Here is a 24,661-nt window from a genome sequence, read left to right as displayed (position 1 = left end):
ACCTTAGGTTGACTGATACTGTCTAGCTGAAGCCCTTGACGACTAGGCTCTCCAATGGGTTCCCCAAGATTCACGGGAAAATTGGGAGAGGTGGTGGAGATCGTGGCTCAGGTTATGGGGCATTGTACAGGGGTGGGATGATTTTGATGAAATTCGGGTCAGCATGGGCGTTAATCAACGGTTGCTCATTCACGATCACCCCCGTTTGGTGACCCGCTTGGCCGAGTTGCCTCGGGAGCCGGGGGTTTATTTCATGAAGGATGATCGCGATCGCATCCTTTATATAGGCAAGTCCAAAAGCCTCCGATCGCGGGTTCGCTCTTACTTCCGGCCGTTTCAGGGTCAGTCCAACAAGCCGATCGGGGAGCAACTGCACAGTCCGCGCCTGGAACTGATGGTGCGGCAGGTGGCGGAGATTGAATTCATCGTTACCGATACGGAATCGGAAGCCCTGGCCTTGGAGGCCAACCTGATTCGGCAGCATCAACCCCACTTCAACACGCTGCTGAAGGATGACAAGAAATATCCCTATCTCTGCATTACTTGGTCGGAGGATTATCCTCGGCTGTTCATTACCCGCAAACGCAAGCTGAGCCAACCCGGCGATCGCTACTACGGCCCCTACACCGATGCGCGGGCCTTGCGGGAAACTTTGCGGCTGGTGAAGCGTTTGTTTCCCTTGCGGCAACGGCCAAAGCCTTTGTTTCGAGATCGCCCCTGCTTGAACTACGACATTGGCCGCTGCCCGGGTGTTTGTCAGGGTTTGATTACACCAGCGCATTACCGCCAAACGGTGCAGAAGGTGGCCATGGTGTTTCAGGGACGATCGGGCGAGTTGATGGAGCAACTCCAGCAGCAGATGATTGCCGCAGCAGAGGAACTGAATTTTGAGCTGGCTGCTCAGTTGCGCGATCGACTGCGAGGCTTGGAACAGTTGGGGACCGATCGCAAGGTGGAGCTGCCAAACGATCGGGTTTCTCGCGATGCGATCGCCCTGGCCACGAGCGATCGCCATGCTTGCATTCAACTGTTCCAAATTCGGGCCGGGCGGCTGGTGGGGCGGTTGGGTTTTGTGGCGGAAATTCCTGCACCGACCACCACGGCCCCCATAACACCCGAATCCCGATCGCCCGTTGTCACCGAAGCGATCGCCCCAGCCGCGACCGAAGTTGCTGCCGAAACCGAAGCCGCTATTCCACCAGTTATGGCCCCAGCCATTGCCCCCAGCGTTTTGGGGCGAATTTTGCAACAGGCCCTCGAAGAGCACTACAGCACCGTGGAATCCGTTGAAATTCCGGCGGAGATCTTGGTGCAGTACGAATTGCCCGACGGGCCTTGGCTAGCGGACTGGCTGAGTGAACGCCGGGGCCGCAAGGTGGCGATCGAGGCCCCTCAACGGCAACTGAAAGCGGACTTGATTGCTCTGGTGGCCCGCAACGCGGACTACGAGCTAGCCCGTACCCAACGCAGCAGCGATCGAAACCAAGCCGCCCTCCAGGATCTGGCAGATCTCTTGGACTTGCCCGATCTGCCCCGTTGGATTGAGTGCTATGACATTTCCCACATCCAGGGATCCGATGCGGTGGCCTCGCGGGTGGTGTTTGTGGATGGCTTGCCTGCCAAGCAACATTACCGTCATTACAAAATTCGGAACCCTGAAATTGGCCCCGGCCACTCCGATGACTTCGCCAGCTTGGCGGAAACCATTCGGCGGCGATTCCGCGATTACCAACCCCGTAGCGCACCCAATGCGGCGCTGAGCGTTTTGGGTGGACGTGAGCGTCAAACCCAAGATTGGCCAGATTTGGTTGTGATTGATGGAGGCAAGGGGCAACTGTCGGCGGTGGTTGCCGTGTTGCGGGATCTGGATTTGTTGGATGAGCTGCGGGTGGTGAGCCTGGCTAAAAAACGCGAGGAAATCTTTTTGCCCGAAGAATCCCAGCCCCTACGCACGGATCCAGAGCAGCCGGGAGTGCAGTTGGTGCGCCGTTTGCGGGACGAGGCTCACCGATTTGCGGTCAGTTTCCACCGCCAAAAACGCACGGAACGAATGCGGCGATCACGCCTCGAAGAGATTCCCGGCTTGGGACACCATCGCCAAAAGCAACTGTTAGCCCACTTCCGCTCGATCGACTACATCCGCGAGGCTACACCCACCCAGTTACAGGAAGTCCCCGGCGTTGGCCCCCGCTTGGCCCAACAAATTTATGAGTACTTTCATCCGAGTGATTTGACCGGCACAGTTTCGTGATTGCCGCCTTTAGCCGATCGCCCAGCGGCGGGCGCAACCTGGCTCAGGGGGCCACGCTGGGGTTCATCAACAGAAAACTGGGTCGATCGCAACGTTTCAGCCCCTTGACTCCCTGAGCCAACAGCCCGATCGAGGAGCAGCGGCTGGAACCATCACCGCCCGTCTCAGGTCGTAATCTCCGAACCTTGTCCAGGGTGTGCCGGGCCGCTCTCTTGACAAAATAGCCTTGGTAACGGGCAACGATCGGGGGTGCGCCCCATTTGGTAGTCCAGTTAGCCCCGTGTAACTTGCGATCGCGATTACCCTATTAGGGCGATCGCCGCCGCACCTCCACTCTCCTCCAATTAGCAGAATAGACCCGTGGCTCGAAATACGGGGCCGGCCCCGAGCCGGTTGTTAATGCTCGCTCTCTAGGAAGGTTTATGGTGCCCATGATGTACAGCCCTCATGTACTCGAACTCCAAGGTCGCTGCGACACCCACAGCAGCGCCGATCTGCGTCAACAATTTGAGCAACTGGCCCAGGAAGTTAGCGCTACGGACACTTCCGCCCCGGTTTGGTTGCTGGATTTATCTCAGGTGAGTTCAATCGACAGTTCCGGTCTTTCGGCATTCATTGCTGGTTTCAAATTGGCTCGACAGCAGGGTGGAGCGCTGCTCTTCTGTGCGCCCTCGGATCCGGTGCGGATGGTGTTTGAAATTGCTCAGCTCGATCGGGTGTTTCCCATCTACGAATCGCAAGCGGCGGCATTGGCCGCTTGGGAACAACAGACCCTGGAGCCGACTTTTAATCCCTTGGCGGCTTAGTGGAAACCGCTTGGGTTGGAATCCTGCCTGTTAGATGCCATGGAAGCAGTGTTTAAGGGGTTTCGGATTCAGGATTGGCAACCTCGCGATCGGGCGGCTGCCGCAACTGTGATCCGTACTGTGCTGACGGAGTATGGTCTGCCTTGGGAACCGACAGGGGCCGATCGAGATGTCCTGGCCGTGGAAGATTGTTATCTTGCGACCGGGGGAGAATTTTGGGTGATCTATCAAGGGTCGCAGCTCGTAGGCACTGGAGCCTACTATCCGATCGACCGAGGCGATCGCGCGGTTGAGATCCGCAAAATGTATCTGCTTCCATTGGCCCGTGGTCAGGGTTTGGGGCGCTGGCTGTTGCAACAACTGGAGCAAGCTGCGGCTAGGCGTGGCTTCCAGATTGCTTGGTTGGAAACCGCCAGCGTCCTTGCAACGGCCGTGCAATTGTATGAAACCAGCGGCTATCAATTAACCCAAGGGGTTGAAACGCCACGGTGCGATCGTCTCTACTGCAAACCGATCGCCCGTGGGCCCATTACCGCCCATCAACCCAGTGCCACAAACTCAATTTCCAAAAACCTATACACAAACTCATAAATTCATTAATTCATTGGCCGATTAGAGCCGGTGGTATGGTTATCGTTGGCTCCACTAGGCTTGGTTAATCCAGCACAATTGGCCTGATTGATCGCATCAGATCGATCGGGTTGGGGATCGAAGATTCGCGAATGCTGAATCACGGATGCTGAATCACAGACGATGAATCACAGATGCCGAATCGTCAGTCACGCCCCAATTGTGCATACCCCAAACCATTGCCCAGGAGTCCATTCAACTAACTCAATCCCTTCAAACTGAATTTCCTATGCTCGCCCTCGACACCCTGCTGCAAGAGTTGAGCGCCCTCGCCAGTAGCTACAACAGCTTGGGGACCCGGCTTTCCCTGGCGGCCGGTGAGTTAACCAATTTGGGTACGCCACCCAGTGCCGGTCTGCTCCAGGAAGCTGCCCGCTATCAACAAGTGTTTGAAACCCTACGCGATCGCGCGATCGCCCTAGCCAAGGAAGCGGGTTTAACAGGGGGAGCCATTCCGGCCAACTTGGTTTCTGTGCGGGAACTGGAAGCCTTTATTCGCTCCTTGATGCCCATTGGATCGCCGGAAGCGGTTCAACAACAGGCGCTGGCCATGCTCGATCGCCTGCTGTCCATTCGCTACAGCGGCAGCAGCGATGCCCAAGGGGCCCTCGAAGATTGCCAAACCCAAGCGCGACAGGTGCGCGGCCTAGTGGCCACCGCTGTGCCCACGAATTTGCCCCAGGTGGCCATCTCCTTGGTGAAGGGCAATCATCCCCTTTGTGCCCTTTTGACCCTGTTGGAAGAAGCCGATCGCCTAGATGACGATCGCTGGGTGCAACTGGAAGACACCGTGGCCCGCTCCTTTGGTCGATCGCTGGCCGTGGCCGCGTCCCGAGGCAAGCTGCAAGTGGGTGGTCAAGCGGCCCCCGCTCCCCGCGAAGCCCCCAACACCCAAACGGTCGCACCTTTACAAGCCAATGATGTAATTTTTGGGGCCACGGCTTCGACAGTTGGCACGGTGGCATTGGAAGTGATGGTACACATCGGCGGCATTGGCGATCGCACCTTCAGCGATCGGGAATTTGCTGGAACCATCGGCGAATCTCGCGCCATCGAAGGGATGCAAATTCGCTTTAAGCAACCGATTCCCGGTTTGGGCATCCGCTACATGGGTCACCTGCAAAGCACCGGTGACACGGCTTGGGTGGGTGAAGGGGAATATGTCGGATCCCGCCGCGAAAGTCGCCGCCTAGAAGGATTCACGATCGAGCTGACGGGCCCCGAAGCCGATCGCTATCAACTCTTCTACCAAGGACACTTTGCCCGCTATGGCAACTCCAATGTGCTGAGTGGTGGCGAGTTCTGCGGTCTGCGGGGTGATGGTTTGCAACTCGAAGCGCTGAAGGTTTGGATCGATCGCAAATAATCGCAAATAACATCCAGACCGGCGCATTGAGACCCAACCCTCTCAGCAACACCGTTCCAATGGACAATTAGCCCGATCGGGGCCGGTCAATTTGGCTCTTGGCCCCGATCGATGGCGGTGGTTTGCGGGCTGGTTTCATGTCCCCAACCGATCGCCACAGCCCACTAGAGCCAGCCCAGCGCAATCAAGGGCGAGAGCCATCAACCAAACTCTAGTAGCGCGGCTGCCTTAATTCACTGGGTCAGACTATATGACTGTTACCGTCACCTGATCGTTAGGCAGCAAGGGGCTTAAGCCCCTTGTTACCACGACTAGCCCTGCAACTTTGACCTAATGCATTATGCCTGTCGCGCTACTAGCTAGCCCCGAAGACCACGCTAAGAATACTGCCATGGCTTCCAAGGTTTAAGTTGTTTTAATTTGTTGGGATCTAAGTGGAGGTTAGCGGACTCGAACCGCTGACATCCTGCTTGCAAAGCAGGCGCTCTACCAACTGAGCTAAACCCCCGCGCCGTTGTGCGGCGAAACCAAGTTTAGCAAATTTTCCGAGAGATGCAAGCCCCCTGCGGAAAAAAGTTGCCCCGATGGCGTTGATCTAGGAATTCGCCGCCTCGGCCCGTAATTCTTGGATCAGTTGCTCCAAGCCTGAAACATCCGTTTGATAGACCGAATTACAGAAATGGCAGGTGGCCTCTGCGCCGCCGTCCTTGACAATCATGTCCCGAAGTTCATCTTCGCCCAACGTCTTCAGGGCCCGCAGCACACGCTCATTGGTGCAACCACAGTGGAATCGCAACATTTGCACTTCCGGGAAAATTTCCAACCCCATATCCCCCAACAGATCTTGCAGGATCTCGGGCAAAGACTTGCCGCTCCGCAAGAGTGGGGTGAACCCTTGAAGAGCTTCAATGCGGCTTTCCAACAGCGCCAGGGCCGAATCCTCGATCGAGGCCTGCGGCATGACCTGAATCAGCAATCCCCCGGCCGCCGTCACTCCGTCTGGCTCCACAAACACCCCCAAGGAAAGAGCCGAAGGCGTTTGTTCAGAATTCGCCAAGTAATGCGTCACATCCTCAGCCACTTCCCCGGACACAATTTCCGTGGTGCTGGAATAGGGATAGCCATAGCCAAAATCACGCACAGCGTAGAGGTAGCCTTTCCCGATCGCCCCGCCCACATCGAGCTTGCCCTTGGCATTGGGTGGCAACTCCACACTAGGATTACCCACATAGCCCCGAGCCGTGCCATCACAGCCCGCATCCGCCATCACCACGCCCAAGGGCCCATCACCCCGAAAGCGCAAATTGACGCGAGCTTCCGTGCGCTTCATGTTGGCAGCCAGCAGCAAGCCGGCCGTCATGGTGCGACCCAATGCAGCGGTGGCTACGTAGGATAGGTTGTGCCTGGCGCGGGCTTCGTCGGTCAAACGGGTGGTGATGGCTCCCACCGCGCGGATACCCCCATCGGCGGCAGTGGCTCGGATTAGACGATCGCCCATGACAAAACCCTTACATTTCTTAACCTGCGTTATTAATTCATTGTATCCATTGGATCTGTCCAAATCACGGCACAACCTACGGAACCCCAAAGCCTATGTTCGGCACATTTCAACAAGCCCAGTTGCGCATTGAACTCGAAGCTTCCGCAACCCTAATTGGCGATAGCATTCTGCGCCCTAGCGAATGGCCCCATTGGATTGGCCCCCAGCGGTTTTCGGCAAATTTGCCCGATCGCCTGGTCACCGGCACGACCTACACCAGTTGGCTAGGGCCCCTGGAAATTCAGCATCATGTTCAGTGGGCAAACGATCGGGGCCTCTCGCTCATTCTGGCCGGGGCGATCGATGGCCACCACGAATGGCATTGGGGCGATGGATGGCTGCAATCGCGCGTTGAAGGGATCTCGATTTTGCCCTTGCGGTTAGGCCATGTGACCAGTTTGTTGCGCCTGAAGGCCTATCTCAGCCGCCAGAACAACACCGTGCGATCGGGCATGGCCACCTAGAGCCGTTGATTGCTCCATGCTCAGTGCCCCCCAAACGCCGGTTGCGCCAGTCCCGATCGCCCCAACAACGGCTTTAAGTGGGGCCCGTTTGTTGCAAGGACTGTTCGGCATAGACCCGGAAGCGCTCCAAATCTGCTTGTAGCGTCGATTCCACAATCCGCCCCAAAAACAGCCGATCCATCAACTGCCCAACGATCCCCGGAATGTCATAGGCGATGCTCATGCGCACGATGCTGCTGCCCTTGCGATCGTAAAACCGCACGGCTCCCCGGTTGGGCAACCCGTCGATCGATTCCCACTGAATAATTTGGTTATCCACCAGCCGCACAATTCGCGACTTCCAATCAAACCGGAAATTTCCCGAAGCAAACTGCCAAATGGAAATTTCCGGATCCGCATCGGAAATATGCACCGAATCAATCCATTTCATCCAGCGGGGCATTTGTTCTAGGTCAGACCAAAGGCTCCACACATGCTCGATCGGAACCGGAACTTCTACTTGAACGCTGTGTTCGAGCCAGTCGGTCATGGGGAATTGGCGGGCTGTTGCGATCGCCCGGTGAAACGCTCAACCGATGCCTACGATAGCACTCTGGCTCTCGGTCGTGGCGATCGCCTTGATCCGGTTGCAAGGGCTAGATTAAAAGGGTCGATCGCCCTGCTCACAAATCTATGCTGATTGAATTAACCGCCGCTCAGTTGCTGGAAATGGTCGTGGATGGCTTCATCGCCGCCGGAGCCGGAAAACTGACCGAAGCGGCCCTGCCCAAGCTGCAAACCCTCTGGCGCAAAATCCGAGATCGCCTGGCCCGCCGCCCGGAACTGCCCGCCCTACCGGAAACACCGACGGGGGCGATCGATGTTCAAGCGGTGGTGATTCTCGATGCGGAATTGGTGAACGATCCGCCCTTTGCGGAGGAAGTCCGGGCGATGGCCCAAGAATTGCACCCCCTAGTGCAACAAGCCCAATCCCAAACCCAACAACAGGCCGATCGCGCTGGAGTCAACATTCAAACCGGCGCAAACAGTACCGTGAAAGTGGTTCGCGATATTCATACCAATGGCGGCAACGTTAGTTTTTAAACCGTTGAAATCGGGAGGCTAGAAGCCTGCGCTATAGAGCATTGATCTCTCAATGCGCAGGCATCTGACCCGCAAGATGTCGCCAAACAGGACAGAAATGATGCAAATTCGCTATGACCCCGAGGCAGATGTGCTGGTATGGATTTTGAACGATTCATCACCAATCGAAGCAACTGCTGAACCGGGCGGTCTTATTGTCAGCTATGGCGAAGATGGGGAGATTGTAGCGATCGAATGGTTAAACGCATCTCGAAAAATCGATCTTAACCATCGACGTTAATAAGCTGGAGACAATGATTCAATGCCAGAAATCAGCCGCTTCTTTGGTATCGCCGTGACAATGTTTTATAACGATCACAGCCCGCCCCATTTTCATGTGCGATATGGAAATCAGCGAGCCTTGGTTTCGATCGAAACGCTGTCGGTTCTTAAAGGGAATTTATCGCCTCGGGTACTAGGTCTTGTGGTCGAATGGGCAGCAGCTCACCAGGCAGAACTACAAGAAAATTGGTTGTACGCTCGCTCAGAGAAGCCTTTGCAAAAGATTGATCCGCTAGAGTAGGTCAGCCACCCATGCTTATTGATATTGTTTCGGTGCGTGTTCTAGATCAGTTCTGTTTAGAAATTGGTTTTGAAGATGGAGTGATTGGCACAGTTGATGTAGCCCAATTAATTTCCTTTCAGGGTGTGTTTGCACCCTTAGCCGATCGCCACTTTTTTGAGCAAGTGTGTGTGAATTCCGACATCGGCTCGATCGCTTGGCCCAATGATGCCGACCTCGATCCTGATGTGTTGTACTCGATCATCACAGGTGAGCCGATCGCCCTTGATCGCCCCTTGATTGAAGCGTAATTGACCGCCAGGAGACCCGACCCATTGGCTACTCAGGACGATCGCCAAGAGATTGACCTCCAAGCGGGGGACAATGCCGACATCAAAGTTCTGCGGGACGTTCATGGCGATGTCTACATGGGGACTCGCCCTGATCGGCCGATCGACCAGTCGGATTTGCGGCCGGGGCGATCAACCGGTGAAATTGAGCGGACGGCGGAGTTGGCGCGGCTCGATGGGTGGCGGCGGTCGCAGGGCGATCGCTGGGCGGTGATTGTGGGGCCCGGTGGGGCGGGCAAAAGCACCCTCGCGTCCCAATGGTTCGATCGCCCCCAGAAAGCGGAACCCTGGGCGGGGCGACTCTGGACGGATTTGGGGCGGGGTCAGGGGTTTGCGGAGGTGGCGCGGCGGGCGATCGTCCAGTTTGGCGCGGCAAACCAGGAGCAGGCGGAACGGCTGGAGGAGTCGGAATTGTTGCGGCTGTTGCTGCTGAAATTGCAGCAAAGTCCCTGTTTGTGGGTGCTGGACAACCTGGAAACGGTGCTGGAGGGGCGGGAGCTGCCCGCCGACTATCGGGAGTTTTGGGAACAGTGGCGATCGTGCCGGGGGGCGGCGGGTTGGGTGTTGTTCACCAGTCGCGACTTACCGGCGGGGATGGGGACACGGCGGATCGACTTGGCGGAGGGCTTTTCGATTGAGCAGGGAGCCAATTTCCTGCGGGATCGGGGAATTCGGGGCGCTGAGGCGGAGTTGCGGGCTTTTTCGGCGCAGGTGCATGGCTACCCGTTGATTTTGGGGTTGGCGGCGGGTTTTTTGGTGACGCAATGCGATGCAGATCCGCATTTGTCGAAGTTACCGGCGGATTTCTTTGCGATCGCCGATCAACACCGAGACGATCCGCAAGCGACGCTGGAAACGGTTTTGCAGTGGAGTTTTGAGCGGTTGTCGCCGGAGTTGCGGGACTGGTTGGGGCGGCTCTGTGCGCTGCGGGTGGCGTTTGCGTTTGAAACGGAGGATTACCCAAACCTGTTGCCGGAGTTGGCGGGGCGATCGTTCCTGATCCAAGACTGTTTGCCGCTGACCGATCCCGATGCGCCGCGCCAATTTGTCTATCGTTGGCAACCGATCGTCCAGCAATTTGTGCAGCGCCAACAACCGGACTTGATTGAGGCCCACCGATTCGCGATCGCCTATCACGATCAGCGGTATGTGGGCTTGGGTAAATGGCAAACCAAAGCCGATATCAACAACTACATCGAAGATTGGCATCATGAGGGCGAACTGGCAAGGCTGACGGGTGATCGCCAAGGAGAAGCCAATTCCCTGGGCAATCTGGGCAATGCCTACGATTCCCTCGGGCAAGTCCAGCAGGCGTTCAATGTTTACAAGCAATCCCTGGCAATTATCCGCGAGATCGGCGATCAGCGAGGAGAAGCCAACTCCCTAGTTGGTCTGGGCAATGCCTACTATTACCTTGGTCAATTCCAACAGGCAATCGACTGTTACGACCAATCCCTGGCAATTGCCCGCGAGATTGGCGATCAGCGAGGAGAAGGCAACTCCTTAGGCAGTCTGGGCAATGCCTACGATTCCCTGGGTCAATTCCAACAGGCAATCGACTGTTACGACCAATCCCTTGTGATCGCTCGCAAGATCGGTGATCGCCAAGGAGAAGCTGCCTCGCTGGCCAATATTGGCAATACCTACCGTGCTCTCGGGCAATTCCAGCGAGCGATTGATTATCAAGAGCAAGCCCTGGCAATCGTCCGCGAGATCGGTGATCGCCAAGGAGAAGCCACCTTCCTAGGTAACCTGGGCAATGCCTACTATTCCCTCGGGCAATACCAGCGGGCGATTGACTTTCACGAGCAATCCCTAGCCATCAAACGCGAGATCGGCGATCGGCAAGGAGAAGCTAACTCCCTGTGCGGTCTGGGCAATGCCTACGATTCCCTCGGGCAATTCCAGCAGGCGATCGACTTTCACGAGCAATCCCTGACCATCAAACGTGAGATCGGTGATCGGTCAGGAGAAGGTGGCTCTCTATGCAATTTGGGCAATGCCTACGATTCCCTCGGACAGCACCAGCGAGCGATTAACTTTTACGAGCAAGCTTTAGTCATTTGTCGCGAAGTTGGACATCGTCAATTCACGGCCAACTCTCTGGGCGGTCTGGGCAATGCCTACTATTCCCTCGGGCAATACCAGCGGGCGATCGACTTTCACAAGCAATCCCTAGCGATCAAACGCGAGATCGGTAATCGCCAAGGAGAAGCCAACTCCCTGTGGGGCTTGGGCGATGCCTGGGCCAAACTTGGCAAAATCTGGGAAGCAAAAACCGCCTACGAATCTGCTCGGGATTTATTTCGCGAGTTGGGTCTCGATCACGAAGTCGCAACCTGCGAAGAATTACTGGCTGGCTTGACGCAAGTGATTTCCGTCGAAATTCCCCGCGCTCCCCAAATCGGCGAGCCATCTCCTAACCACCGCCCACAACGATCCGGCTCATCTTGGTGGGTGCGTCTGTGGCGGGCCTGGCGGCGCTAGCTCCGTCGCCTCTTCGATTTCGATCGCCCGTAGATGATGTTGTAGCCCAACCAATCTCAGCAAAGGAATTGTTAGACATGGGGTAACAGCTACAATCGCCCTAGAGGAGGCAAAATCATGCAAATTAAAGACTTAACGATCGAAGAATTCACGGATTTATTTAAAAGCTTGCTGCGGGAAACCATCCAAGAAGTCCTCGCAGAAATGCTCACGGACTCCGAAGCCAATTTACCGCTCAAGTCCGGCCTGGCCGAAGCACTCTTGCAACAGCGCGATCGGCGGCAATCGGGTCAAACAACACCCCTCAGCACCGAACAAGTCATGGCCCGTTTAGGACTCGACCAACCATGAGTTATTCGGTTGAATACGACCCACAAGCCGTCATCGACCTTGAACAGTTGCCCAAAACAATTCAGAAACGAGTAGTCAGCAAAATTCAATGGCTAGCTGATAACTTTGCCCAAATTCAGCCCCTGCCCCTCTCCGCAAACCTACGCAGGTTTCTATAAACTCCGAGTCGGCGACTATCGCATTATTTATGAAGTTGATCGCATCATTCGAGTAATCACAATCGATCGCATTGGCCACCGCCGCGACATCTACGAATCCTGAGCGCTTTTCCACTCATACAAGGGTGCGTAAGGCAACGCTCCCTTGATTCCCGACAATTCCTTCATGCCCTACGCACCGCTGCAATATCGCGGCCCAACGACTTCGTGGGAATGGTCGTCAATGGCGGTGCGGCTGCGGTGCGTGGGAGACAAGCCAACCAAGCCGTCACCCCGAAAACGTTCTCCCAAATACCCTACGGTTTGTCGATTGACCGCCACCCATCCCGAAGCAACGATAATCCCCGATCGGTTGGGCCGCGCTCAATCGTCGGTTATCGCTCGTTTGAGCGATCGGCGAGGGGCGATCGGGCACGGGTCATCACGCCCGTGGCTTGGCTGTTCATGCGCATGGCGCGGGCGGCAGCTTGGGACAGGGTGTTCACCTCGTGCAAAAGCCGTTCCGGGTCAAATTTTTCCCCCAGCACCACATCTACTGTCAGGTTGGGATGATCGACCAAAATCGGTGAGGCCTCGGCGCGATCGCCCAACAGCAGCACTTGCACTCGGGGCGCTTGGCGGCGCAATCCGGCCACCACTTCCCAGCCATCCATGCCCGGAAGCCGCAAACTGACGATCACCACCTGGGGTTGCAACACGTCTAGCTGGGAGAGGGCGATCGCCCCGTCTGGAGTCCAAACCACTTGGTAGCCGGCCGCCATCAGCAGCTCACAAACGGCGATCGCCCGCTCCTCTTGGGCATCGATCAGAATCACCGATCCCGACGGTCGCCAATCCACCGGTTCTTCTCCGTTGGGAGCGGTGGGTTGCTCGGCGGCGGGGGCTTGGGAGGGAATTCCCACCGTGAAAGTCGATCCCCGATCGGGCAAAGAATCCACCTCAATCCAGCCCTTGTGCAGATCCACTAACTGCTTGGTCAGGGCCAAGCCCAAACCCAAGCCGTCATAGACTCGCCCGTAGGACGGATCGAACTGGTGAAACATCTCAAAGAGTTGCGGGATCCAATCTTCAGGGATGCCGATGCCCGTGTCTTCTACCTGCAACATCAACAGGTCTTGTTCGCGCCAAACTCGGACGATCGCTTGGCCACCTTCGGGCGTGAACTTGATTGCATTGCCCAATAAATTGCTAAGAATTTGCCGCACGCGATGACAATCGGCCGAAAAGCGATCGTCTTTGGTCAAAATTTGCACTTCCAACAGCAGTTCAATGCCGCGCTCAATGGCGTGGGGCCGCTCGCCATTCACCACCGAGTACACCAGTTGGGTAATTGAAAAATCGCTGACGTTCAAGACGGTGCGCCCGGCTTCCACCTGCGACATTTCCAGCAAGTCTTCAATTAGCTTCAGCAAATGCTCGCCGCTGTCGTGGATGGTTTGCAAATAGTCACGCTGTTTTTGGTTCAGTTGCCCGAAAGACCAGCGCAACAGGGTAGCCGACAGGCCAATCACGCAGGTTAAGGGGGTGCGCAGCTCGTGGCTGATGGTGGCTAAAAATTCACTCTTGGCCCGGGCCGCCGATTTGGCGGCCAGCAGCGCTTCCTGCAAAACCCTGGTTTGGGTGCTGATTTGCTGACCGAGGGTTTGTTGCTGCTGCTGCAAGGTGGCATCCAGGTGAGCCGCCCGCACGGCCACGGCCAAGCCCTGGGCAATCTGTTGGGCCAGGCTCACTTCTTCGGGAGTCCAAAGCCGGGCCCGATCGCACTGATGGAGCACCAAAAATCCCCATAACCCCACCGATCCGCGCATGGGAGCCAAAATTGGCACGGCCAGTTGGGCCCGCGCCGCCCGATCGCGCCCCCCATCGTTGACGATCCAAGTTTCCTGTTCTTGCGATCGCCATTGGGGTTCAAAGTCATCCACAAAGCAGCGATCGGCCCCCTCATAGAGCACCGAACCCACCTGGTTGTCCAAACGCGCTTCGTAGGTCACGCAATCGCGAGTCATTTGCCAGTTCGGATCGTCCCAAGGGGAGGGCAGCCCCGCCGCCTGATCCGCCTGTCGCCAGAGCCGAATGGACTGTAACCGCGCCTGAAATTGGTAGATCAACGCTCGATCGACCCGCAAGCCTTGGCAGAGAGTTTGCAAGGCGCGGTCAATCACCACGGGCAATTCCTGTTCCTGAACAATCCCCACCAGCAAATCAATCAGGTGGCGATCGCCCTCCAATCGGGTTGGGGAGGGCCGAGGGGCCGGGGCCTGGGTCAACAAAGGAGCCGCCAGGGTCTGCGTCCAAGTGGCCAGCCACCGCACCAACACCGCCGATTGCAGCGATGCATTGGCCTTATGCCAGCCCTGGGGCACTTTCAACAGTCCCCGTTCTTTCATTAGCGCCTGAATGGCCCGCCGATCGTCCGTCAGCCGCAGGTGATAGATCCCCGGATGGAGCGTGGTTTGATCTAAACCCTGGCGTAGGGTTTGGTGAGTGGTGGCCGCTGGATCCTCGATCGGCCCGCGGCCATTGGCCTTGTGGCCTCGGCCCCGCCCCCGTCGCATCGATGATTCCGGCGCTTCCGTTGCGATCCCGGTTGGGGTCTCGCCCTCGCTCGATCGCTCCATGGTCAACAACCAAGCCAGCCCCGGCCCCGTTACCAGGGCAAAAGCGGGCTGCTGTCGCTTCCCGATCGTTGCGTCCCCCTCTGTGGCGATCGCCCCGGATTCCGGCAAATTCCCTAATTCCTGGAGACAATCCAACGTTGACTGCCAGAGCAGCGATCGCACCTGTTGACAGCCCTCCGCCGTCAAGGTCCATTGCAGTGATTGCGCAAACGAGCCACTCATGATCGGTACGCTGGCAGACAGCGTTCTAGGGGATGGCAGAAACTCCCAAATTCGACGTAGATTTGCGTAAATTCAGGCAGCCTGTAACGGATAAACGGTTCAACCTCAATCACCAAATTCAGCCACACTATTCAGATTGTCATGACACATTTGACCGTTGTTTGAGGCGTTGACGACTGGGATCATCCCGGCAGTGAAAGCTTAATGGCAGCCAACTAATCCAGAACTTGATTCCGGCAGATGCGGGGTCAAAGTGAAACAGTGCGCTAACTCGTCCTGACTAGAGGTTTTCTCAATGGGGCCAGGGAATGAGAATTATTTTGAAATCACTCACCCAACCCAAAGCCGCCGAAAAATGCCTTCTTTCCTGGTAGCCAACACTCAATAGGGCCAAGGGCATTGACAAAAACATCAAAAGAGAATCGCCAAAAAGATGAGAAATGCCCTGTGGTCGCCTCTTTGGGCAATAGCAACGATCACTAAGCCCAATGGCTGATGGAGCCATCTTGCATCAATGTTCTCTACTTGAGTAATTCTAAGATAGTCAATTTACGAGGAAATTAATCTAAAAAGTTTCTGGATTCTAATTCTGTAATTAAATCTGGCTCTTCCAAATTCAATCCGGATCACTTAAGGAATGAAAAATTCTGAAATCATGACAAAAATCTTGTTCAAGAAATGGGTAGTCAGTGTGACTTTCTTGAGGTTTTTCAACTAAATTTCAAGATTGTTCTCAAGATCCATAAAATTATTCATGTAGTTTTCAATAGAAGAAATGTTCAAAACTTTTTGAAATGAAATAAAACATTACAATTAATCATTGCAATCAATAACTGTGATCAATTATTCAAGAAAATCTAACTTGGAGGCTCAATTAATCCTAGGTTAACGACATGATAATTGCAGATTTATTTTGTAGCAATGGTGCATCAGGATCGTTAGATGACGCATTGATGACGCATTGATGGTGTATTAATTGCACATCAATTTCAGATTAATTTCAGATTAATTTCAGATCAACTACGCAGCCCCAACAGGGTGGCAACGTAGTAATGGCGGAGGGATTGTGGAGAAATTGTGGAGAAATACGTAATTAATGCGTGATTTAGGATGGCGTTAAGGTCTTTTTGAGTTGGGTTCTTTCATGGAACCAGTGGATTTGTTGTGGCTGGGAGGATTGGCGTTGGGGACAGTGGGCCTCTGTGCCAGTCAAGGCTTGGGGCTGACGCGGGCTTGGGGCCGGGCGATCGGGCGGGCCCTGTTGCAACTCACGGCGGTGGGCAGTTTGTTGGCCTTGGTTTGGGCGGCTCCGTCTCCGGGCAGCCTGGCGATCGCCCTGGGGGGATTGTGGGGGCTGGCGGTGGTTTCCGCCCACCAACAGATGGGGCAACGATGGCCCCAACTCTTGCCCTGGCTGTTGGGCGGGCTGTTGGGGGCCGGACTGTTGGCCAGTGTGCCGGTGGTGCTGTTGGTGCTGCGGCCGGGGCAGTGGTTTGAGCCTCGGGTTTGGGTTCCCGTGGGGGCTGTGGTGTTGGGGGCGGCGGCCAATGGGGCGGCGATCGCGGGGGAACAGGTGATGATGGCGGCCCGATCGCACCGCAACGATATTGAACAGCGATTGAGTTTGGGGGCCACGGCCCAACAGGCGATCGCCCCCCATCGTCGCGCCGCCCTGCGATCGGCCCTTGTGCCCACCTTGAACGGTTTCACCAGCGCGGGACTATTCACTTTGCCAGGCCTGGTGAGTGGGGCCCTGCTGGCAGGCATGGATCCGTTGATGGCTGTGTCGGTGCAGCTCTTGGTGATGGTGGCGGCGGCGCTGGCTGTCTCCGTTGGTGCGCTGGTGGTGGCCTGGGGGGCTGGTCGTTTGTGTTTTGACCCGATCGCCCAACGATTGCGCTAGAGCGATCGTGCTAGGCCGATTACGCTCGGCCGAATTGAGCCACCTTGTACCAACTTGCCCCCGGGGGCGGACTACATAGGGACGGAGTTCCCGTGGCGTGGTTAACCTTTGGACGCTTCTTCCTCGGTGCCAGAAACTACCGGAGCCGAAGCCAAATGGGGCGATCGATCATGACTATGACTCAAGCCCCGCTGAAGCTGGTTAAATCGCAACTTCATCGCCAACTCCTCCTGGGGTTTGGTTTCGCGAATCTGCTTCAGGGGCAACAAAATAATAAATTCACTACCTTGATCCGGCTCAGAGATGCAGCGAAGTTGTCCACCATGCTGCGTAATAATTTGATGGCTAATAAATAACCCTAGTCCAGCGCCTTGCCCAACGGGTTTGGTTGTGAAAAAGGGGTCGAATAATCGCGATTGAACTTGTTTGTCAATGCCTAAGCCATTGTCAGCAATGGAAATCAAAACCCAGCGGTTTAAATCCACTTTGGTGCGAATTGTGATGGTGGGTTGTAATGGAGCTTTAGCCGCTTCAAAGCCTGAGCCATTAGCATCAAAGGTTTGCAATTTGGATCTCAGTTGCTCTGCAAAGGAAGCCCCTCGATTCCGGCGATTGTTGTTGGTGTTGTTGGCATTATTGCTCGTGCTAGCGTTTTCAGAATTTAGGTTGCCAATACCCGCATTTTCCAGCTTTGATTGGCTCATTGGTTGACCGGAATTTCGGGGGGCCTTTGCGGGTAGGTCAGCGGAGGTTTTCAAGACCGGTGAACGATAACTTCCTCCATCAATGGGTTCTGAATTGCTAAGGTCAATTTCGGTTCCTGGCTCCGCCCCCAAAATGACGGGAGCGGTGGTTGGGGTGCTCGGGGCTGAGTCTGCCGGTTTTCCGTGAATGCGTTGATAGTGTTTTTTCATGGTCTCGTCGAGGGAGTCGATCGAGTTCATGAGTAAATGCATAAAAACTTGATTGAGCTGGCGTGCATAACACTCAACGAGGGGTAATTCGCCATAGACTCGCTCGATCGCAATCGCTGGTCGGAATGAGCGTTCTTCTAAGGCGTGGTCTAAGAGTTCGATCGTGCTGTCAATGCCCGCATGGAGATCCACCGATTTCAAATCCGATTCATCCAATCGCGAAAAATTGCGTAGGGCATTCACAATCCGATAGATCCGATCGGCTCCGCGATCGATGGACTGAATGACCCGATCGCTATCTTCTAAGATGAAAGCCAAATCCACTTCTCGGCTACGATCTAAAATTTCATCGTAGGCAACGGGATAATATTTTTGATACAGCCGTATTAGGTCGCAAAGATCCTGTTGATATTTTTTAAGGTGTCGCAAATTACCCTGAATAAAGCTCACGGGATTATTCACTTCATGGGCAATGCCCGCCACCATTTTGCCCAAGCTTTCCATCTTGGCGCTGTGGATCAACTGAGCCTGAGAAGCCCGCAAATCCTGAAGAATTAACTCCAGTTCCATGATGCGAGCGCGATAGGTTTCCCGATCGAGATTTTGAGTGGCCGATTCAATTAGGGCGGCCTCCGCTCGATCGCGCTCATCCAAGTTCTGCAAAGCCTGTTGCAGGGCCTGCCAAGCCAGGCTAATGAATCCCAAACTGAGCAGCACCAAAATGCCGCCAATGCTTAAGAGTCCATACAAACTATGTTGGTGTAGGGTGCGCGTAATGGTGACCCGGGCGATCGCACTAGGTTTGCCATACACATCCACTAAGTAGCGATAACCCACCAAATTGCGCGATGAATCAGTTACTTCGGTGCGCTGATTTCGTCTGGCTTGACCCGTAAAATCAAAGGCTCCATAGAGGGGCAAATTGTTGGAATGGCGGCTGACCTTAATTTCCAAAGCCCCCGGAACCAATTGGCTTAAATCTTGAAGCAACCGAGCATCCAGCCGCTGACCCATCACAAACCAACCATCCACTTGATCTGGTTTTTGAGGATTGGGAATGCTGCAAATGGCAATGCTTAATAAATCATTGTCAATGGCTACCACACCCGCCAGCCGCTTTTGGTCTGGGTTTGATTGAAATCCTTTCGGCAAGGATTGCAAAAAATACGTCAGGGTTGTGGAGGGTTCATGGTAGCGATCATTGGCGGTGCTGCCGGACTGATTCGAAACTTGTCGCTCTCGGGCATAGCGAATTTTGCCATCACGACCCACCACCCCCATGATGGTTAAATCAAAACTTTGATAATTGGTTGGACTAAAATTATTGCGAATAAAGTCTTCATTGGGCTGCCTTAGAAACTGATGGGTTGCATCCCAATAGCCATAGTCACAGGCCGATGGCAAAAGCTGGGCCGATCGCCGGTAAAGTAACCGAGTAAAGCGGTTGGTATGTTCTTCGATGGTTCTTTGTTCGAGGCTGGTGATGGTGTTCAGCAGGACACTCGCCACGCCCGTGTAAAGCAACCCTGATACCAACAAAATGGTCACCACGAGCTGCCGAAAGCCGCGTCGCACCTGCTCACCTTCAGACGAAGCTGATTTCAGCACAGAACTGCCTCAAGATCCTTTTCCATCTTTCCTTCAGAGTTATCACAAATAGAGGGGTCGCAACTTCAATTATTGTTAAATTTTTTCCTCTGGGATCCAATTTAGATAACTTTCTTTCGGGTTAACTCGTTTTTGAATTAATGGTAAATATCTTGGGGAGCAAACTGCCAGGGAGATTGCCCAGCCGATGGGTGGGCATGGGAGCGGCCGCGACTCAGACCCAGCGGGCGGCCAGGGCGGAAAATTAGCCCCGATTCCGGTTGGCCCCACGTGGTCTCAGGGGGGCGCAAGTTCAGGGAAAATCCGTAGGATTGCTGGAATCTGGGGCACTAAAGATGAGCAAAGGTTCATGATCGAACCCTTGCTTTTGCGATCGGGAATTCTATTTCTTAGCCCTAAAATCCTGCTTCGAGAATGGCACTTTGGCGCAACACCTCCGTGGCATAGGGTTGCCAAAGATGTGACTTTTTAGACCTCCAAAGGTAGGGGCAGTGGTTGCAAAGTCTGAATACCGTGAAGAATCAGGCCATATTCGATCGCTTCCACAACGGCTTGATAGGAAGCTTCCAAAATGTTGCCGGAGACTCCTACGGTTGTCCAACGCTGGTGGCCGTCGCTGGATTCCACCAGGACTCTGGTTTTGGCGGATGTGCCCGCGCCGCCATCCAAAATTCGCACCTTGTAATCGGTGAGGTGGAACTGAGCCACCACTGGATAAAACTGCACCAGCGCTCGCCGCAGGGCCGCATCCATGGCCGCCACGGGGCCGTTACCTTCCGCCACTTCCAACAGGGTGCGATCGCCCACGGTGACCTTGACGGTGGCCAAGGATTCCCGATCGCTCGGTTCACCAAAGTCGTAGTGAACGCGGCAATCTTTCAGGACAAAAAAGCTCGATCGCTGACCGAGGGCCGTTCGCATCAGCAGGTCAAAACTGGCTTCGGCGGCCTCGAACTGATAGCCCTGATTTTCCAGGGTTTTGAGGGTTTGTAAAATCTGCCGACAGGCGGGGTCTTGTTTGTCGAGATCTAAGCCAAAGGAGCGGGCCTTGGCCAACACGTTGCTCAAACCCGATTGATCGGAAATGACGATTCGGCGTTGGTTTCCCACCCGATCGGGCGAGACATGTTCATAGGTTTGGGGATTGCGTTCCACGGCGCTGACATGGATTCCGCCCTTGTGGGCAAAGGCGGACAAACCCACATAGGGCGCGCGATCGTCCGGAGCCAAGTTCGCCACTTCACTGACAAAGCGACTGGTGGCCGTCAACTCCGCCAACTGGGCGGCGGGAATGCAGTTCAGCCCCAGTTTCAACTGCAAATTAGGAATCAGGGTGCAGAGGTTGGCATTGCCACAGCGCTCGCCATAGCCATTGATCGTGCCTTGCACCATCCTTGCGCCCCCTTGGACAGCGGCGATCGCGTTGGCCACCGCCGTCCCGGAATCGTTGTGGGTGTGGATTCCCAATTGGGCCGCGGGCAGCCATTCCCGCACCTCAGCCACAATCCGAGCCACCTCGTGGGGCAGTGTGCCGCCATTGGTGTCACAGAGGGCCAACCAAGCGGCCCCGGCCTCGTGGGCTGCCTTGAGGGTGGCGATCGCGTAGTCGGGATTTGCCAAATAGCCGTCAAACCAATGTTCCGCGTCGTAGATCACCTGTCGCCCTTGGCTGATTAGGAAGGCGATCGAGTCGCGGATCATGGCGATGTTTTCATCGAGGGTGGTTTTGAGGCCCTCGGTCACATGCAAGTCCCAAGATTTCCCAAAAATGGCTACCCAACGTGTCCCAGCGGCCAAAATCGGCTTCAGGAGCGGATCTTCCTCGGCGTTCATGCCCGGTCGGCGGGTTGAGCAAAAGGCCACCACCTCGGAAAATTCCAGCGGTTCTTCCTGAAGTTGCCAAAAAAACTGCACATCCTTGGGATTGGCCCCGGGCCAACCCCCTTCAATGAAAGGAATTCGCAGGCGATCGAGCTTGCGGGCAATCCGTAGCTTGTCCTCAATGGAAAATGAGAGACCTTCCGACTGGGCCCCATCCCGCAACGTGGTGTCATAGAGCCACAGTTGAGGACTTGCCTGGTGAGAACTGGGCTGGGCGGGGCCGTTGCTGGGTGCAGCATCCGGCGCGGGGGCGGAGAAAACCATGGTTGCAGTGCCTAAACCGATCGCCTATCAAGGGCCTAGTAAATGGCCGATTAACTGAATCGCCTATTGCCGATCGCTCAGGGCCCATGAACTTACTGGGCAGCCATGCGAAGAGGCGCGAAATAGTGCCAATGATGCTATTATCGCGCCTTTTCTGGGGCATTGCGAGTGAAGTTTTTCAGGGGTTTTAATCCCGGATTGAATCCAGCTTGAATAGGGATGTCTGAACAGCTAAAACCGCTATCTTGGGGGCCTCATTGATCGATGCCTGTGGGGCTTACTGATCAATGCCTGCGGGCCTCATTGATCGATGCCTGTGGGGCTTACTGATCAATATCTGCAGGCCTCATTGATCGATGACGACAAGGGGCTTAAGCCCCTTGCCCCGATGATGACTGGTGCTTGGCAAGTACCCTAAGTTACTGCTCAGAGATTGCCTAGGCTAGAGATAGGAACTTTTCATAAATGCGATAGGTTTTGTAGATTTTACCGCCGGCCGCTTCGATCAAACGGCGCGATCGGGAATTGTCCTCGTAAACCCAACCTAACTCAGAGGTGCGGTAGGGTTTGCCCTTTTGCTGACAAGCTCGCAACCCCAAATAAATCAAGGCCAAGGGAACCAATTTGCGTTGATATTCCGGCAAAGAACAAATGGCAACCACCCGTCCCCGATCGATTTGCCGCCGATACCAAAGAAACTTCAACGTTCCCCACCAATTCAGCTTGCCTTTCACTTCCTTGAGCGGGATGTTGTAGTCTGGCAAGCCCATAAAAAATCCCACCGCCTTGCCGTCCACTTCTGCAATCAAAACCACATCGGGATCAACCAATTGTTGGAGCGATCGCGCTTCTTCCAAAAACTCTTCTTCGGTGCGTGGGGTGGAACTCCAATTTCCTGAAAAAGCTTCGGTGAATAGACGATATAAAATCCTGGCATCTCGCTCAAAGGCTTCACCCTTGGTTTCAATAGAGCGGAAGCTCACGCCGGATTTGGTGGCAATTTTATAGGCTTTTTCAAATTCAGTGGGTAAGGGGCGATCGAGCGGATATTCATAGGCATAGGCATCTTTTGCTTTGCTGAATCCTCCTTGCTCCACCAATTCAGGATAGTAAGAAGGGTTGTAGGGCATCATCACCATGGGTGGGGAATCAAACCCATCAATCAGCATCAAGCAATTATTGTGGGTAGACAGATCAATGGGGCCGCGAACTTTGGTCATGCCCTGTGCTTTTAACCAAGTTTCAGCAGCCGTAAACAACCCTTGGGCCACACTGAAATCATTGATGGTTTCAAAATAGCCAAACAGCCCGATCGCTTCCCCTTCCTTTTCCACCAATCGTTGATTCACCGTGGCCACAATCCGCCCCACCGGTTCAGGATTCAAGGCCACAAAAGCTTGTAATTGGCCATAGGTGCGGAATGAATTCTCCGGTGACAATTGCCGAGCGATGCTGCTGCGTAGGGGGGCAACCCAATAGGGATCCTGGTGATAGACCCGATCGGGCACATCTAAAAACTGTTCCAAATCAGCCGGCGTATTGACGGGACGAATTTCCAAAGCACACATAGCAGCAAGACCAGACGATGGGAACGGGCGTGAACACCGGACTTAGGGCCGGCTGATTAACTTCTGCATTGTAGGCCCTGGTTTCGGGTCAAATCGCTCGGGGAAATCTCGCGAATCTGGAGAGGAACCGAGGAAATCGCGCCAGCTTTGCACGAGCGATCGCATTGGATCGCTTAACCAGTCGTCAAAGGCGGGGTAAATCGGTAACCGGGGGCGCAGTTGCCCGCCCGCTGCGGCCACCCAATCGGTGAGTTGGGCCAGGCTCGGGTGTTCATAGGTGGGGTTCACCTCATCGATCGGGCAAATTCCCCCCAGGTCGCTTGCCCCCAGTTCGATCGCCCGTTGCAGCAATTCCGCTGTTTTCAATAGATTGGGCGGCACTTGAATCGCAATTTCCGGTGGCAACAGTTCCCGGGCGATCGCCACCGTTTCCAGCAACAGGGCCGCCGAACAGGCTTCCCCTTCCCAGACTTGATCCCGACCGGGGCTGTGGGGTTGCACGATCACTTCTTGAATGTGGCCGTACTGGCGATGAATCTGCCCGATCGCTCGCAAGCTGTCCAGGCGATCGGCCTCGGTTTCGCCAATCCCAATTAATAGACCCGTGGTGAAGGGAATCTGTAACTCTCCCGCTTGGGCCAGTTGCGCCAACCGTCGGGATGGATCCTTGCTGGGGGCGTGGCGATGGACGGTTTGGGCTAGGGCAGGACTCACCTGCTCAATCATTAAGCCCATCGAAACATTCACCGCTTTCAGATAAGCCATCTCTTCGCGATTGAGCGGCCCCACATTGGCATGGGGCAAAAACCCTTCCAGCAGTGCCAACCGACAGAGGGACTCAATGCGCCGAATCCAGGCCGATCGTCGGGGACTGCGGGGATGCACCTCCCCACTCAGAATCAGAATCTCAATCGGCCCGGAGCTGGGGGGGCTGGTCGGGGCGATCGGGAATTGCCCCGATTGTGGTTTGTAACAATCCCGCAATGGATTGGTGAGTGATCGAAGCTTAACTGTTGCTTCTGCCAGGCCCAGCCAGCGATCGGCCCCCGGCTCCACCCGAAAATTACAGTACTGACAGCGGTTGAAACATTCATAGGTGGGAACCAGCGTGTAGGCAGCGCTGTAGGTTACCAGAGACCCCAAAGGCTGACGGGTACGGCAATCCGCCTCTGTGCGATCGGCCATGGCCCTTGACCTCAAACGTTAAGGAAAATGGAATTTGTGTAAATCATCGTCAAAACCTCTTTACAAAACTAAACACAGCAGTTAATCTATATTCACGTGGGAAACAAAACCCGCCAAATCATTCTTCTACAAAGCAATTCATCCAACCATGACTGCAACCCTGCAACAGCGCCAAGGCGCTTCCGTGTGGGATCAGTTCTGCGAGTGGGTAACCAGCACCAACAACCGCCTGTACGTGGGCTGGTTCGGTGTCCTGATGATCCCCACCCTGCTGGCTGCCACCATCTGCTACGTTATCGCTTTCATCGGCGCTCCCCCGGTTGACATCGACGGCATTCGCGAACCCGTGGCTGGTTCGTTGCTGTACGGGAACAACATCATCTCTGGTGCTGTGATCCCCTCGTCGAACGCCATCGGTTTGCACTTCTACCCCATCTGGGAAGCTGCTTCCTTGGATGAGTGGCTGTACAA

Annotated in this window: 22 protein-coding genes, 1 tRNA gene and 1 pseudogene; 15 read left to right on the top strand and 9 right to left on the bottom strand. The window is 55.1% G+C overall.

Annotation, left to right across the window (positions count from 1 at the left end):
- Positions 1–163: 163 nt before the first annotated feature.
- The 4 genes from uvrC to H6G53_RS02000 all read left to right on the top strand — a co-directional run bounded on the left by uvrC (position 164) and on the right by H6G53_RS02000 (position 5,053).
- Positions 164–2,251, top strand: a complete 2,088-nt coding sequence (gene uvrC / locus H6G53_RS02015; RefSeq protein ID WP_190530782.1) for an excinuclease ABC subunit UvrC — start codon at positions 164–166, stop codon at positions 2,249–2,251.
- A gap of 431 nt (positions 2,252–2,682) precedes the next feature.
- Positions 2,683–3,057: an STAS domain-containing protein gene (locus H6G53_RS02010; protein WP_190353592.1), complete on the top strand. Its 375-nt coding sequence runs from the start codon at positions 2,683–2,685 to the stop codon at positions 3,055–3,057.
- Between the two features lie 39 nt (positions 3,058–3,096).
- Positions 3,097–3,648, top strand: coding sequence for a GNAT family N-acetyltransferase (locus tag H6G53_RS02005; protein ID WP_190530781.1), 552 nt, complete (start codon positions 3,097–3,099; stop codon positions 3,646–3,648).
- Between the two features lie 268 nt (positions 3,649–3,916).
- Entirely contained in the window at positions 3,917–5,053 is a 1,137-nt protein-coding gene (locus H6G53_RS02000; protein WP_099533460.1) for a hypothetical protein, read from the top strand.
- Between the two features lie 435 nt (positions 5,054–5,488).
- Here H6G53_RS02000 and H6G53_RS01995 read toward each other — a convergent pair.
- Both H6G53_RS01995 and hslO read right to left on the bottom strand, forming a co-directional pair.
- Positions 5,489–5,561 (bottom strand) — tRNA-Ala (locus tag H6G53_RS01995).
- Positions 5,562–5,648: 87 nt separating this feature from the next.
- Complete coding sequence (hslO, locus tag H6G53_RS01990) at positions 5,649–6,551, bottom strand: Hsp33 family molecular chaperone HslO (RefSeq protein WP_099533461.1); 903 nt, start codon at positions 6,549–6,551, stop codon at positions 5,649–5,651.
- A gap of 95 nt (positions 6,552–6,646) precedes the next feature.
- On the opposite strand from hslO, the gene H6G53_RS01985 reads away from it, so the two are divergent.
- Complete coding sequence (locus H6G53_RS01985; RefSeq protein ID WP_190530780.1) at positions 6,647–7,057, top strand: hypothetical protein; 411 nt, start codon at positions 6,647–6,649, stop codon at positions 7,055–7,057.
- Between the two features lie 73 nt (positions 7,058–7,130).
- Here H6G53_RS01985 and H6G53_RS01980 read toward each other — a convergent pair whose 3' ends face one another.
- A complete protein-coding gene (locus tag H6G53_RS01980; RefSeq protein WP_099533463.1) occupies positions 7,131–7,586 on the bottom strand; it encodes an SRPBCC family protein in 456 nt (151 codons plus the stop codon).
- Positions 7,587–7,729: 143 nt separating this feature from the next.
- Between H6G53_RS01980 and H6G53_RS01975 the strand changes: the two genes are divergently transcribed.
- The 8 genes from H6G53_RS01975 to H6G53_RS19110 all read left to right on the top strand — a co-directional run bounded on the left by H6G53_RS01975 (position 7,730) and on the right by H6G53_RS19110 (position 12,130).
- Positions 7,730–8,140 carry a hypothetical protein gene (locus H6G53_RS01975; protein ID WP_190530779.1) on the top strand — a complete coding sequence of 137 codons (411 nt, stop codon included), beginning with the start codon at positions 7,730–7,732 and terminating at the stop codon, positions 8,138–8,140.
- 100 nt (positions 8,141–8,240) lie between these two features.
- The gene (locus H6G53_RS01970; protein WP_190530778.1) at positions 8,241–8,420 is read left to right on the top strand and encodes a DUF2283 domain-containing protein; all 180 of its coding nucleotides are present in this window, start codon (positions 8,241–8,243) and stop codon (positions 8,418–8,420) included.
- A 21-nt stretch (positions 8,421–8,441) separates the two neighbouring features.
- A complete protein-coding gene (locus H6G53_RS01965; protein ID WP_190530777.1) occupies positions 8,442–8,702 on the top strand; it encodes a DUF4160 domain-containing protein in 261 nt (86 codons plus the stop codon).
- A gap of 11 nt (positions 8,703–8,713) precedes the next feature.
- Positions 8,714–8,992 carry a DUF2442 domain-containing protein gene (locus tag H6G53_RS01960; RefSeq protein WP_190530776.1) on the top strand — a complete coding sequence of 93 codons (279 nt, stop codon included), beginning with the start codon at positions 8,714–8,716 and terminating at the stop codon, positions 8,990–8,992.
- A gap of 24 nt (positions 8,993–9,016) precedes the next feature.
- Positions 9,017–11,518: a tetratricopeptide repeat protein gene (locus tag H6G53_RS01955; RefSeq protein ID WP_199309098.1), complete on the top strand. Its 2,502-nt coding sequence runs from the start codon at positions 9,017–9,019 to the stop codon at positions 11,516–11,518.
- 117 nt (positions 11,519–11,635) lie between these two features.
- Positions 11,636–11,869, top strand: a complete 234-nt coding sequence (locus H6G53_RS01950; RefSeq protein WP_190530775.1) for a hypothetical protein — start codon at positions 11,636–11,638, stop codon at positions 11,867–11,869.
- Positions 11,866–12,027, top strand: coding sequence for a type II toxin-antitoxin system RelE/ParE family toxin (locus H6G53_RS18630; protein WP_242030675.1), 162 nt, complete (start codon positions 11,866–11,868; stop codon positions 12,025–12,027). Before H6G53_RS01950 ends, H6G53_RS18630 begins: the two co-directional genes overlap by 4 nt.
- Complete coding sequence (locus tag H6G53_RS19110; protein WP_347343076.1) at positions 11,975–12,130, top strand: type II toxin-antitoxin system RelE/ParE family toxin; 156 nt, start codon at positions 11,975–11,977, stop codon at positions 12,128–12,130. The genes H6G53_RS18630 and H6G53_RS19110 overlap by 53 nt, the downstream gene beginning before the upstream one ends.
- Before the next feature lie 68 nt (positions 12,131–12,198).
- On the opposite strand, the gene H6G53_RS01940 is transcribed toward H6G53_RS19110, so the two are convergent.
- Complete coding sequence (locus H6G53_RS01940; protein ID WP_190530774.1) at positions 12,199–12,348, bottom strand: hypothetical protein; 150 nt, start codon at positions 12,346–12,348, stop codon at positions 12,199–12,201.
- 53 nt (positions 12,349–12,401) lie between these two features.
- Positions 12,402–14,867: an ATP-binding protein gene (locus H6G53_RS01935; protein ID WP_190530773.1), complete on the bottom strand. Its 2,466-nt coding sequence runs from the start codon at positions 14,865–14,867 to the stop codon at positions 12,402–12,404.
- 1,144 nt (positions 14,868–16,011) lie between these two features.
- On the opposite strand from H6G53_RS01935, the gene H6G53_RS01930 reads away from it, so the two are divergent.
- A complete protein-coding gene (locus tag H6G53_RS01930) occupies positions 16,012–16,770 on the top strand; it encodes an ABC transporter permease (protein ID WP_190530772.1) in 759 nt (252 codons plus the stop codon).
- A 101-nt stretch (positions 16,771–16,871) separates the two neighbouring features.
- Here the strand turns inward: H6G53_RS01930 and H6G53_RS01925 are convergent, their stop codons facing one another.
- The 4 genes from H6G53_RS01925 to cofG all read right to left on the bottom strand — a co-directional run bounded on the left by H6G53_RS01925 (position 16,872) and on the right by cofG (position 24,190).
- Positions 16,872–19,292, bottom strand: a complete 2,421-nt coding sequence (locus H6G53_RS01925; RefSeq protein ID WP_190530771.1) for a CHASE4 domain-containing protein — start codon at positions 19,290–19,292, stop codon at positions 16,872–16,874.
- A 468-nt stretch (positions 19,293–19,760) separates the two neighbouring features.
- Positions 19,761–21,437, bottom strand: coding sequence for a citramalate synthase (gene cimA / locus H6G53_RS01920; protein WP_190530770.1), 1,677 nt, complete (start codon positions 21,435–21,437; stop codon positions 19,761–19,763).
- A gap of 437 nt (positions 21,438–21,874) precedes the next feature.
- The gene (locus H6G53_RS01915) at positions 21,875–23,005 is read right to left on the bottom strand and encodes a GNAT family N-acetyltransferase (protein ID WP_099532635.1); all 1,131 of its coding nucleotides are present in this window, start codon (positions 23,003–23,005) and stop codon (positions 21,875–21,877) included.
- 42 nt (positions 23,006–23,047) lie between these two features.
- Positions 23,048–24,190 (bottom strand): 7,8-didemethyl-8-hydroxy-5-deazariboflavin synthase subunit CofG, encoded by a 1,143-nt coding sequence (gene cofG / locus H6G53_RS01910; RefSeq protein ID WP_190530769.1) that lies wholly within the window; start codon positions 24,188–24,190, stop codon positions 23,048–23,050.
- 148 nt (positions 24,191–24,338) lie between these two features.
- Here cofG and H6G53_RS01905 point away from each other — a divergent pair.
- A pseudogene (locus H6G53_RS01905) lies at positions 24,339–24,661 on the top strand (photosystem II q(b) protein); the annotation flags it as partial.

Source organism: Limnothrix sp. FACHB-406, from assembly GCF_014698235.1.
In the GTDB taxonomy this organism is placed as follows: Bacteria; Cyanobacteriota; Cyanobacteriia; order CACIAM-69d; family CACIAM-69d; genus CACIAM-69d.
Note: the sequence above shows the minus strand (reverse complement) of the source record. Positions and strands in the feature narration are given on the sequence as shown.

Excerpts from the sequence above, each read along its gene's own strand:
- uvrC (WP_190530782.1), top strand. The coding sequence starts at position 164 with ATGGGCGTTAATCAACGGTTGCTCATTCACGATCACCCCCGTTTGGTG.
- H6G53_RS02010 (WP_190353592.1), top strand. The coding sequence starts at position 2,683 with ATGATGTACAGCCCTCATGTACTCGAACTCCAAGGTCGCTGCGACACC.
- H6G53_RS02005 (WP_190530781.1), top strand. The coding sequence starts at position 3,097 with ATGGAAGCAGTGTTTAAGGGGTTTCGGATTCAGGATTGGCAACCTCGC.
- H6G53_RS02000 (WP_099533460.1), top strand. The coding sequence starts at position 3,917 with ATGCTCGCCCTCGACACCCTGCTGCAAGAGTTGAGCGCCCTCGCCAGT.
- hslO (WP_099533461.1), bottom strand. The coding sequence starts at position 6,551 with ATGGGCGATCGTCTAATCCGAGCCACTGCCGCCGATGGGGGTATCCGC.
- H6G53_RS01985 (WP_190530780.1), top strand. The coding sequence starts at position 6,647 with ATGTTCGGCACATTTCAACAAGCCCAGTTGCGCATTGAACTCGAAGCT.
- H6G53_RS01980 (WP_099533463.1), bottom strand. The coding sequence starts at position 7,586 with ATGACCGACTGGCTCGAACACAGCGTTCAAGTAGAAGTTCCGGTTCCG.
- H6G53_RS01975 (WP_190530779.1), top strand. The coding sequence starts at position 7,730 with ATGCTGATTGAATTAACCGCCGCTCAGTTGCTGGAAATGGTCGTGGAT.
- H6G53_RS01970 (WP_190530778.1), top strand. The coding sequence starts at position 8,241 with ATGCAAATTCGCTATGACCCCGAGGCAGATGTGCTGGTATGGATTTTG.
- H6G53_RS01965 (WP_190530777.1), top strand. The coding sequence starts at position 8,442 with ATGCCAGAAATCAGCCGCTTCTTTGGTATCGCCGTGACAATGTTTTAT.
- H6G53_RS01960 (WP_190530776.1), top strand. The coding sequence starts at position 8,714 with ATGCTTATTGATATTGTTTCGGTGCGTGTTCTAGATCAGTTCTGTTTA.
- H6G53_RS01950 (WP_190530775.1), top strand. The coding sequence starts at position 11,636 with ATGCAAATTAAAGACTTAACGATCGAAGAATTCACGGATTTATTTAAA.
- H6G53_RS18630 (WP_242030675.1), top strand. The coding sequence starts at position 11,866 with ATGAGTTATTCGGTTGAATACGACCCACAAGCCGTCATCGACCTTGAA.
- H6G53_RS01935 (WP_190530773.1), bottom strand. The coding sequence starts at position 14,867 with ATGAGTGGCTCGTTTGCGCAATCACTGCAATGGACCTTGACGGCGGAG.
- H6G53_RS01930 (WP_190530772.1), top strand. The coding sequence starts at position 16,012 with ATGGAACCAGTGGATTTGTTGTGGCTGGGAGGATTGGCGTTGGGGACA.
- cimA (WP_190530770.1), bottom strand. The coding sequence starts at position 21,437 with ATGGTTTTCTCCGCCCCCGCGCCGGATGCTGCACCCAGCAACGGCCCC.
- H6G53_RS01915 (WP_099532635.1), bottom strand. The coding sequence starts at position 23,005 with ATGTGTGCTTTGGAAATTCGTCCCGTCAATACGCCGGCTGATTTGGAA.
- cofG (WP_190530769.1), bottom strand. The coding sequence starts at position 24,190 with ATGGCCGATCGCACAGAGGCGGATTGCCGTACCCGTCAGCCTTTGGGG.